The 638-nt window shown below is 45.6% G+C and carries 2 protein-coding genes; both read left to right on the top strand.

All coding sequences use genetic code 11. The features are described 5' to 3' along the window. On the top strand, positions 1-234 hold a 234-nt coding region (locus tag BN93_RS16110), incomplete at its 5' end, for a tyrosine-type recombinase/integrase (RefSeq protein WP_019189293.1). A 14-nt stretch (positions 235-248) separates the two neighbouring features. Then, the gene (locus tag BN93_RS16105) at positions 249-611 is read left to right on the top strand and encodes a hypothetical protein (RefSeq protein ID WP_019189292.1); all 363 of its coding nucleotides are present in this window, start codon (positions 249-251) and stop codon (positions 609-611) included. Positions 612-638: the final 27 nt, after the last annotated feature.

The raw sequence follows: 638 nt of genomic DNA, 5'->3' as shown, positions 1-638 counted from the left end.
CTCTGCGGTATCGAAAAAGAGATTACGTGGCATACCAGCCGCCATACCATGGCGACGGAAATCTGTCTGACCAACGGCGTTCCCATCGAAACCCTTTCCAAGATGCTCGGACACACGAATATCCGCACCACGCAGATTTACGCCAAAATCACCCACGAAAAGGAAAGTCGGGACATGGCGGCACTTTCCGACAAACTGAGTAAGATAGAGCAGTTCAATGGTATCACTATATAAAAGGAGGACGAACGATGAAAAGAGAAATCATAACCATTGGAGAGAACGGAAAAATACATATCCCGACAATTACCGTTTGGATGTCGGCTTGCGAAATAGCCTCCTTGTTCGGCGTATTCTCCGGCAAGGTAAACAGCCACATCAAGTCTATCTTCAAAGAGGGCTTGCTCAGGGAAGATGAGGTAATGCAAACGCTATTGTTTAGGGATGGTTCGGTGGATTTATACAACCTTGAAATGATTACGATGCTGTCATTTCGCTTTGCTTCTCCACAGGCAAAGAGTTTCCGTCAATGGATAATCGGAAGACTGACCGAAAAGAAGAGAACAAGTCCTCCATTACTTGTGTGTTATGGCAAAGGAGGATGGTACAACTGAATATGAGAACAGGCAGTAAGACAAGAG

This window comes from Prevotella conceptionensis 9403948, from assembly GCF_000312305.1.
GTDB lineage: Bacteria > Bacteroidota > Bacteroidia > Bacteroidales > Bacteroidaceae > Prevotella > Prevotella conceptionensis.
The sequence above is the reverse complement of the archived record's forward strand: the minus strand, read 5'-3'. Positions and strand labels throughout refer to the sequence as shown.

Coding starts and splice junctions, on each gene's coding strand:
- BN93_RS16105 (WP_019189292.1), top strand. CDS start 249: ATGAAAAGAGAAATCATAACCATTGGAGAGAACGGAAAAATACATATC.